Annotated in this window: 10 protein-coding genes; 9 read left to right on the top strand and 1 reads right to left on the bottom strand. The window is 73.1% G+C overall.

The genetic code is table 11. From position 1 onward, the window contains the following. From ACFVX9_RS16335 to mltG (ACFVX9_RS16325), 3 genes are all read left to right on the top strand, one after another. Positions 1-335, top strand: a 335-nt coding sequence (locus ACFVX9_RS16335; protein WP_387982133.1) for a DHHA1 domain-containing protein, incomplete at its 5' end; no start/stop codon positions are given. A gap of 17 nt (positions 336-352) precedes the next feature. Continuing rightward, positions 353-823: a Holliday junction resolvase RuvX gene (ruvX, locus tag ACFVX9_RS16330; protein ID WP_244293307.1), complete on the top strand. Its 471-nt coding sequence runs from the start codon at positions 353-355 to the stop codon at positions 821-823. Between the two features lie 94 nt (positions 824-917). Continuing rightward, positions 918-2,180, top strand: a complete 1,263-nt coding sequence (gene mltG, locus ACFVX9_RS16325; protein ID WP_387982132.1) for an endolytic transglycosylase MltG — start codon at positions 918-920, stop codon at positions 2,178-2,180. Positions 2,181-2,340: 160 nt separating this feature from the next. On the opposite strand, the gene ACFVX9_RS16320 is transcribed toward mltG (ACFVX9_RS16325), so the two are convergent. Then, the gene (locus ACFVX9_RS16320) at positions 2,341-2,826 is read right to left on the bottom strand and encodes a hypothetical protein (protein ID WP_387982131.1); all 486 of its coding nucleotides are present in this window, start codon (positions 2,824-2,826) and stop codon (positions 2,341-2,343) included. A 6-nt stretch (positions 2,827-2,832) separates the two neighbouring features. Between ACFVX9_RS16320 and mltG (ACFVX9_RS16315) the strand changes: the two genes are divergently transcribed. The 6 genes from mltG (ACFVX9_RS16315) to aroQ all read left to right on the top strand — a co-directional run bounded on the left by mltG (ACFVX9_RS16315) (position 2,833) and on the right by aroQ (position 8,651). After that, a complete protein-coding gene (mltG, locus tag ACFVX9_RS16315) occupies positions 2,833-4,353 on the top strand; it encodes an endolytic transglycosylase MltG (protein ID WP_387982129.1) in 1,521 nt (506 codons plus the stop codon). A gap of 34 nt (positions 4,354-4,387) precedes the next feature. Beyond that, positions 4,388-5,218, top strand: a complete 831-nt coding sequence (locus tag ACFVX9_RS16310) for a shikimate dehydrogenase (RefSeq protein ID WP_380380713.1) — start codon at positions 4,388-4,390, stop codon at positions 5,216-5,218. 209 nt (positions 5,219-5,427) lie between these two features. Then, a complete protein-coding gene (gene aroC / locus ACFVX9_RS16305; RefSeq protein ID WP_107452826.1) occupies positions 5,428-6,612 on the top strand; it encodes a chorismate synthase in 1,185 nt (394 codons plus the stop codon). After that, positions 6,609-7,130 carry a shikimate kinase gene (locus tag ACFVX9_RS16300; protein WP_387982127.1) on the top strand — a complete coding sequence of 174 codons (522 nt, stop codon included), beginning with the start codon at positions 6,609-6,611 and terminating at the stop codon, positions 7,128-7,130. Before aroC ends, ACFVX9_RS16300 begins: the two co-directional genes overlap by 4 nt. Then, positions 7,123-8,214, top strand: a complete 1,092-nt coding sequence (gene aroB, locus ACFVX9_RS16295) for a 3-dehydroquinate synthase (RefSeq protein ID WP_380380708.1) — start codon at positions 7,123-7,125, stop codon at positions 8,212-8,214. The genes ACFVX9_RS16300 and aroB overlap by 8 nt, the downstream gene beginning before the upstream one ends. A gap of 8 nt (positions 8,215-8,222) precedes the next feature. Further along, entirely contained in the window at positions 8,223-8,651 is a 429-nt protein-coding gene (gene aroQ / locus ACFVX9_RS16290) for a type II 3-dehydroquinate dehydratase (protein ID WP_063350970.1), read from the top strand. Positions 8,652-8,757 lie beyond the last annotated feature (106 nt).

Below are 8,757 nucleotides of genomic sequence, written 5' to 3'. Positions count from 1 at the left end.
GCATCTCGGTGGTCGCCGCACAAGTCACCGACGGCGTGGGCGCGGACGAGCTGCGCAAGCTGGTGCTGGACGTGCGCGGCCGCCTCGGCTCGCGCCCGGCCGTGGTCGCCGCCTTCACCGTGGCCGGCGGCCGTCCGCTGACCGTGATCGCCACCAACGAGGACGCCCGCGGCCGCGGCATCAAGGCCGGCGAGCTGGTCCGGGTCGCCGCCAAGACCCTCGGCGGCGGCGGTGGCGGCAAGGACGACGTCGCCCAGGGCGGCGGCTCCAACCCGGCCGCGGTCGGCGAGGCCGTCGCCGCGGTGCGCGGCCTGGTCGCGGAGCGCGCCAGCTGATGGTCGAGGAGCCTCAGGTGGAGCGGCCCTTCCGGCGGGGGCGGCGGATCGCCGTCGACGTCGGTGACGCCCGGATCGGGGTCGCGTCCTGCGACCCCGACGGGGTGCTCGCCACGCCCGTGGAGACCGTTCCGGCCGGGGTGAAGTCGCAGGCCAGGATCGCCGCCATCGTCGAGGAGTACGACGCGGTGGAGGTGATCGTCGGGCTGCCCCGCTCGCTGAGCGGCAAGGAGGGCCCGGCGGCGGAGAAGGTCCGCGCGTACGCGACGCGGCTGGCCAACCGGCTGTACCCGGTGCCGGTCCGGCTGGTCGACGAGCGGATGTCGACCGTCACCGCCACCCACGGGCTGCGCGCCTCGGGCGTCAAGGCGAAGAAGGGCCGCTCGGTGGTCGACCAGGCCGCCGCGGTGGTGATCCTGCAGACCGCCCTTGAGTCCGAACGGGTGAGCGGGAACCCGCCCGGTGAGAGCGTCGAGGCGGTCGGCTGACCGGCCTGATCTAACGTCCCGTCGAGGGGTCCGTGCGGACGCGTCCGCACGGACCCCTTTCGAACGTTTCGGCACTGCCGAGGGGACGCGAGCCATGACCGACCAGGACTTCCACCCGGGGCTCACGCCCGGGCACCTGGGTGCGCCGGTGCTGGAACCGGAGGGCCGGCCCCCGGGCGCGCCCCGCATGCGCTCCGATGCGCCCGATCCGCACCGACGGCGTAACGGACTGGCCTGCGCGCTCACCGCGCTCGCCCTGGTCGCGGTGTTCGGCGGGGCGGGCCTCGCCGGGTACACCTGGCTCCAGGGACAGCGCAAACCCCCGGCCGCCGCCGACTACGACGGGCAGGGCACCGGCAGCGTCCAGGTCTCGGTGCCGGAGGGCGCGGGCCTGTCCCAGATCGCGTCCGCCCTGGTCCGCAACGGGGTGGTGGCCAGCTCGCTCGCCTTCACCCGGGCGGCCAAGGGCAGCGCCGCGGCCGCCGGGCGGATCCAGCCCGGCACCTACACCCTGAAGCAGCGGATGTCGGCCGCGGCCGCGCTGACCGTGCTGATCGACCCGGCCAACGCCAACGGCCTGACCATCCCCGAGGGCTGGCGCGGCTACCAGATCTACGTGGCCATCGACCACAAGCTGCGTCTGCCGGAGGGCACCACCCAGCGCACCGCCCAGGAGCAGGGCGCCGAACTGGGCCTGCCGGACTTCGCCAAGGGCAGCCCCGAGGGCTACCTCTTCCCCGCGACGTACAGCGTCACCGACGGAACCACCGCGATCGACCTGCTGAAACAGATGGTGGAGCGGGCCGGCAAGGAGTTCAGCCGGGACGACGCGAACGTCGTCGCGCAGAACCTCGGCCAGAGCCTGTACGGGCTGGTCACCGTGGCCAGCATGGTCCAGGGCGAGGCCGACAACAACGAGGACATGGGCAAGGTGGCGCGGGTCATCTACAACCGGCTGGCCAAGGGCATGCCGCTGCAGCTCGACTCCACGATCAACTACGCGCTCGGCCGGTCGACCCTGAACACCACCGTCACCGACACCCGGCTGGACTCCCCGTACAACACCTACCTGCACCCGGGGCTGCCGCCCACGCCGATCTCCAACCCGGGGCGGCAGGCGATCACGGCGGCGCTGGACCCGGCGCAGGGGGACTGGCTCTACTTCGTCACCGTGAAACCGGGGGACACCCGCTTCACCGACAGCTTCGACGTGCAGCAGCGCAACGTCGCCGAGTTCAACGCGAACCGGGCGTCGGCGAAGCCCGGCGCCTCGGCCTCGTCGTCGGCTTCGGCCGGTGCGTCGGCCCCCGACTCCGGGCCGGCGGCGCCGGAGCCCGAGCCGAGCGCGGGCTGGTGAGGTCGGACACTGACGGCACGTCCGCCCTGCCGGGGGCACGTGTGCGGTACGGTAACGTCTCCTCCCAGGCGCTGCGCTAGCACGCCGGTTCGAGAATCAGCCGGGACCGCGTCCCGGACGGCCGGTCCGATCCTCCGGCCGTCTTCGTCGGTTAAGGGGATCAATGACCGATCTGGGTCGGGGCTACGGCCCCCAGGGCTCTGAGCCGTGGCACCCCGGTGACCCCGGGTACGGCGGCCAGCAGCCGGTCCCCGGCCAGCAGGACGGCCAGTGGCAGCAGTATCCCCAGCAGGGCGAGCCGGTCCAGCAGTATCCCCAGCAGCAGGGCGAGCCGGTCCAGCAGCCGTACGGAGACGTGCAGCAGCAGGGGTATCCGCAGCAGCAGATGCAGCAGATGCCGCAGCAGGGGTACCCGCAGGGGTATCAGCAGCAGCAGGGGTTCCCGGGCGGGCAGCAGCAGTACCCGCAGCAGCAGGTGCCCCAGCAGCAGATGCCGCAGCAGGGCTACCCGCAGCAGCAGATGCCGCAGCAGGGGTACCCGCAGCAGCAACAGCAACAGCAGCAGCAGATGGCGCCGCAGGGGTACCAGCAGCAGCTGCCCCAGCAGGGGTACCAGCAGCAGGGGTTCCCGGACGGTCAGCAGCAACCGGGCATGGCGCAGCAGCAGGGGATGTCCCCGCAGCAGGCCCAGCAGGCCCAGCAACCCGGTGCGCAGCAGCAGCCGGGCATCCCGCAGCAGGGCGCGCAGCCCGGGCGGCGGCGTCGCGCGGCGCCGGAACCCGAGCCGGCCGCGCCCGTCAGCGGCCCCGGCCCGGACGGCATCGACTGGGAGGCCGAGGCCGCCGCGCTGGAGGCCGGCGCCGACCCGGTCGGCGGGCACGCGCCCGAGACCGACGAGTGGGACGGCCACCCGGACGGCTTCCAGGAGGACGGCCGTCACGAGGACGGCCGTCACGAGGACGGCCACCACGAGGACGGCCACCACGAGGACGCCGAGTACCGCGACGAGGACGGCCACGCCGAACAGGAGGGCTTCCTCGGCGAGGAGGACTCCTCCCGCGACGCGCAGAAGAAGCGCAAGGAGAAGGGCAAGAAGTCCGGCCGCCGCAACGGCGGGGCCTGCCTGCTGGTCGCGCTGGTGCTGGTCGGCGCCCTGGGCGGGGCCGGCTGGTGGGGCTACGGCTTCTACCAGGACCACTTCGGCCCGCCGCCGGACTTCACGGGCGAGGGCGGCAGCCCCGTCCAGGTCGAGGTCAAGTCGGGTGCGGTCGGCGGTCAGATCGGCCTGGCGCTGAAGAGCGCCGGCGTGGTCAAGAGCGTCGACGCCTTCAGCAAGGCCTGCGACGCCGAGCCGAAGTGCAAGAACGTCCAGCCGGGCTTCTACTCGCTGAAGAAGGAGCTGCCGGCTGCCACCGCGCTGAGCGAACTGCTCAACGGGGCCGGCGGTGCGGCGCTGGTCATCCCCGAGGGCAAGACCGCCGCCGACATCTACACCCTGATCGACGGGAAGCTGAAGCTGCCGCAGGGCACCACGGCGGGTGTCGCCAAGGCCCAGGTCGGTAGTCTCGGCCTGCCGGCGTACGCGAACGGCAACGTCGAGGGCTTCCTCTGGCCGACCCGGTACAACATCGCCGACGGCATGAAGCCCGAGGACCTGCTCAAGCAGATGGTGAAGAACGCCACCGACAAGTACGCGACCCTGGACGCCGACGCGTCCAAGGCCGGCCTCAAGAACGCGTACGAGGTGGTCATCGAGGCGAGCATCCTGCAGCGCGAGGGCAACAACGTCGAGGACTTCGGCAAGATGGCCCGGACCATCCAGAACCGGTTGGCGAGCGATGCCGTGCGCCACACGCTCGGCATGGACACCACGCTGCAGTACTCGCTGGGCCGCAAGGACCTGGACAAGAAGGACATCAACGACGGGTCCAACAAGTACAACACCTACATCAACCCGGGCCTGCCGCCGACGCCGATCTCCAACCCCGGCGACGACGCGCTCAAGGCGGTGCTCAACCCGGCGGACGGCAAGTGGCTGTACTTCATCGCGATGTCCCCGATCAAGACCCTGTTCGCCGAGACGGACAAGGAGCACGCGGCCAACGTCGAGGCGTACTGCCGGGCGGCGGGCCAGGGCTTCGACAAGGTCGGTCTCCACTGCACCACCAAGTAGCCGCCACCGCACCGCCGTTCACGGAGGAGCAGCGTTGACCAGCAAGTACCGGGCCGCCGTACTCGGCTCGCCGATCGCCCACTCGCTCTCGCCGGACCTGCACCGGGCCGCCTTCGCGGCGCTCGGGCTGGACGGCTGGCGCTACGACCGCTTCGAGGTCGACGAGGCCGGCCTGCCCGGCTTCCTGGCCGGGCTGGACGAGGCCGAGTGGGCCGGGCTGTCGCTGACCATGCCGCTGAAGCGGGCGATCATCCCGCTGCTGGACGAGGTCAGCGCGACGGCCCGCGCGGTGGACGCGGTGAACACCGTGGTGTTCACCGCCGACGGGCGGCGCACCGGGGACAACACCGACGTCCCCGGGCTGGTGAACGCGCTGCGCGAGCGCGGCATCACCGAGGTGCCGGCCGCGGCCGTGCTGGGTGCCGGGGCCACCGCCTCCTCGGCGCTGGCGGCGCTGGCCCAGGTCTGCACCGGCGAGGTGACCGTCTACGTGCGCAGTGCGGAGCGGGCCCGGGAGATGGCCGAGCTGGGCGAGCGGCTGGGCGTCGCCGTGCGCACCGCCGACTGGGAGCTCGGCGCGCAGGCGCTGGCTCGGCCGCTGACCGTCTCGACCACGCCGGTCGGTGCGACCGACGCGTTCGCCGGGGCGCTGCCCGCCGCGCCGGGGGCGCTGTTCGACGTGCTGTACCACCCGTGGCCGACGGCGCTGGCGGCCGCCTGCGCCGCGCGCGGGGCGACCGTCCTGGGCGGGCTGGACCTGCTGGTGCACCAGGCGGTGCTGCAGAGCGAGGCCTTCACCGGGCGGGCGCCGGGGCCGCTGGCGGCGATGCGCGAGGCGGGCGAGAAGGCCCTCGCCGGGCGCTGAGCCCGCGCCGGTGGCCGGATCGCGCCGACCGCCGCCCGGCCGGCTGGCCGGAATCGTGCCGACCACCGTCCCGCCGACTGACCGACCACCGTCCGTCACGCGGACTGGGCCTCCGGGTGCCGCCGGGACGTGAAAGGATTCAGGGGAAAAGGCACGCCCGGGCGGGCCCCGGCAGGTGCCGTGGCCGGTCCGCTGATGAAGGAGCTCCGTTGGGTACGTTGCGCTGGCTGACGGCGGGGGAGTCGCACGGCCCCGCACTCGTCGCGACGCTGGAGGGCCTGCCCGCCGGTGTACCGGTCACCACCGCGGTGGTGGCCGACGCGCTGGCGCGCCGCCGGCTCGGTTACGGTCGCGGCGCACGGATGAAGTTCGAGCAGGACGAGGTGACGTTCCTCGGCGGCGTCCGGCACGGCGAGACCATGGGCAGCCCGGTGGCGGTCATGGTCGGCAACACCGAGTGGCCGAAGTGGGAGCAGGTCATGTCGGCCGACCCGGTCGACCCCGAGGTGCTGGCCGGTCTGGCCCGCAACGAGGCGCTCACCCGCCCCCGCCCCGGCCACGCCGACCTGGCCGGCATGCAGAAGTACTCGATCGACGAGGCCCGTCCGATCCTGGAGCGCGCCAGCGCCCGTGAGACGGCCGCCCGGGTCGCGCTCGGTGCCGTCGCCCGCGCGTACCTGAAGGCGACCTGCGGGATCGAGATCGTCAGCCACGTGGTCGAGCTGGCCGCCGCCAAGGCCCCGGCCGGTGTGCTGCCGCTGCCCTCGGACGAGGCGCGGCTGGACGCCGACCCGGTGCGCTGCCTGGACGCCGATGCCTCGAAGGCGATGGTCGCCGAGATCGACCAGGCCCACAAGGACGGCGACACCCTCGGCGGCGTGGTCGAGGTGCTCGCGTACGGCGTGCCGGTGGGTCTGGGCTCGCACGTGCACTGGGACCGCCGGCTGGACGCCCGGCTGGCCGCCGCGCTGATGGGCATCCAGGCGATCAAGGGCGTCGAGGTCGGCGACGGCTTCGAGCTGGCCCGGGTGCCCGGCTCGCAGGCGCACGACGAGATCGTCCCGACCCCCGAGGGCGTCAAGCGCACCTCCGGCCGCTCCGGCGGCACCGAGGGCGGCCTGACCACCGGCGAGGTGCTGCGGGTGCGTGCCGCCATGAAGCCGATCGCCACCGTGCCGCGGGCGCTGCAGACCCTGGACGTGCGCACCGGCGAGCCGGCCAAGGCGCACCACCAGCGCTCGGACGTCTGCGCCGTGCCGGCCGCCGGGATCGTCGCCGAGGCGATGGTCGCGCTGGTGCTGGCCGACGCGGTGAGCGAGAAGTTCGGCGGTGACCACGTCTCCGAGACCCGCCGCAACGTGCAGGGCTACCTCGACAACCTGATCATCCGATGACCGTTCCGGTCGTTGTGCTGGTCGGCCCGCCCGGCAGTGGCAAGTCCACCGTCGGGCGGGCCCTGGCCGAGCGCCTGGGCGTCGGCTTCCGGGACACCGACGTCGACATCGAGGCGTTGGCCGGCAAGCCCATCCCGGAGATCTTCATCGACGAGGGCGAGCCGCACTTCCGCGAGCTGGAGGTCCGGGCCGTGCGCACGGGCGCCACGGAGCACGACGGCGTCCTGGCACTCGGCGGCGGCGCGGTGATGGCCGAGGCCACCCGCGCCCTGCTGCGCGAGCTGCCGGTCGTCTTCCTGGAGGTCCCGCTGGCGGACGCGGTCAAGCGGGTCGGCCTGGACGCCCCGCGCCCGCTGCTGGCCATCAACCCGCGGGCCCGCTGGCGCGAGCTGATGGAGGCCCGCCGGCCCCTCTACCTGGAGGTGGCCACCGCCGTCGTCGACACCGCCGGCCGCACCCCCGAGCAGGTCGCGGACGCCGTACTGGAAGCACTGGAGCTGAAGACCCCCCATGACTGACCCCATCGTCAGGATTCACGTCGGCGGCAGCGCCGGCCACGACCCGTACGACGTGCTGATCGGGCACCAGCTGCTCGGCGAGCTGGCGCCGCTGATCGGCACCCGCGCCAGGCGGGTCGCGATCATCCACCCCGAGGCGCTGGCCGCCACCGCCGACGCCATCCGCGAGGACCTGCTCGGCGAGGGCTACGAGGCGATCGCGCTGCAGGTGCCCAACGCCGAGGACGCCAAGAGCGCCGAGGTCGCCGCGTACTGCTGGTCGGTGCTCGGGCAGACCGGCTTCACCCGCAGCGACGTCGTCGTCGGCCTCGGCGGCGGCGCCACCACCGACCTGGCAGGCTTCGTCGCCGCCACCTGGCTGCGCGGCGTCCGCTGGATCTCCATGCCCACCACGCTGCTCGGCATGGTCGACGCGGCCGTCGGCGGCAAGACCGGCATCAACATCGCCGAGGGCAAGAACATGGTCGGCGCCTTCCACCCGCCGGTGGGCGTGCTGGCCGACCTCGACACCCTGGCGACCGTGCCCAAGCACGACTACGTCTCCGGCCTCGCCGAGGTCATCAAGTGCGGCTTCATCGCCGACCCGGCCATCCTCGACCTGATCGAGGCCGACCCGGAGGGCGCCAAGACCCCGGACGGCCGGCACACCGTCGAGCTGATCCGCCGCGCCATCCAGGTCAAGGCCGACGTGGTCTCCGGGGACCTCAAGGAGTCCGGCCGGCGCGAGATCCTCAACTACGGCCACACCCTCGGCCACGCCATCGAGCGCAACGAGCGCTACAAGTGGCGGCACGGCGCCGCGATCTCCATCGGCATGGTCTTCGCCGCCGAACTCGGCCGCCTGGCAGGCCGGTTGGACGACGAGACGGCCGACCGGCACCGCACCGTGCTGGCCTCCGTCGGGCTGCCGCTGCGCTACCAGGCGGACGCCTGGCCGAAGCTGCTGGACGCCATGAAGATCGACAAGAAGTCGCGCGGCGACCTGATCCGCTTCATCGTCCTGGACGGCCTCGGCAAGACCTCCGTCCTGGAGGGCCCCGACCCGTCCCTGCTGGTCGCCGCCTACGCGGAGGTCTCGGCGTGACCAGGGTCATGGTGCTCAACGGCCCCAACCTCGGACGGCTCGGCAGCCGCGAGCCGGACGTCTACGGCGCCACCTCCTACGCCGGGCTGGTCGAGCGCTGCACCGCGCTCGGCAAGGAGTTCGGCTTCGAGGTCGAGGTGCACGAGACCAACTCCGAGCAGCAGATGGTGGAGTGGCTGCACGAGGCGGCCGACGGCAAGGTGCCCGTGGTGATCAACCCGGGCGCGTTCACGCACTACTCGTACGCGATGCGGGACGCCGCCTCGCAGCGCACCGCGCCGCTGATCGAGGTGCACATCTCCAACCCGTACGCCCGGGAGACCTTCCGGCACACCTCGGTGATCGCCGCGGTGGCCTCCGGCACCATCGCGGGATTCGGGCTCGGCTCGTACGAGCTGGCCCTGCGCGCCCTGGCCGAGCAACTCACCACGCGCTGACGCCTGGTCAGCGGTCCGGAGGGGGAGTGGTGGTGCCGCCAGGACGACGCGGGGGCCCCCCCCCAGAGAGGGGCGGGGGGGGGGCTCGGAGAAATGGACGGAGAGC

The sequence above is a fragment of the Kitasatospora sp. NPDC058243 genome, from assembly GCF_042882025.1.
Taxonomy (GTDB): domain Bacteria; phylum Actinomycetota; class Actinomycetes; order Streptomycetales; family Streptomycetaceae; genus Kitasatospora.
The sequence above is the reverse complement of the archived record's forward strand: the minus strand, read 5'-3'. Positions and strand labels throughout refer to the sequence as shown.

Bases quoted from the DNA above. Each gene is read 5' to 3' on its own strand.
- mltG (WP_387982132.1), top strand. From the start codon at position 918: ATGACCGACCAGGACTTCCACCCGGGGCTCACGCCCGGGCACCTGGGT.
- mltG (WP_387982129.1), top strand. From the start codon at position 2,833: ATGGCGCAGCAGCAGGGGATGTCCCCGCAGCAGGCCCAGCAGGCCCAG.
- ACFVX9_RS16300 (WP_387982127.1), top strand. From the start codon at position 6,609: ATGACCGTTCCGGTCGTTGTGCTGGTCGGCCCGCCCGGCAGTGGCAAG.
- aroB (WP_380380708.1), top strand. From the start codon at position 7,123: ATGACTGACCCCATCGTCAGGATTCACGTCGGCGGCAGCGCCGGCCAC.
- aroQ (WP_063350970.1), top strand. From the start codon at position 8,223: ATGGTGCTCAACGGCCCCAACCTCGGACGGCTCGGCAGCCGCGAGCCG.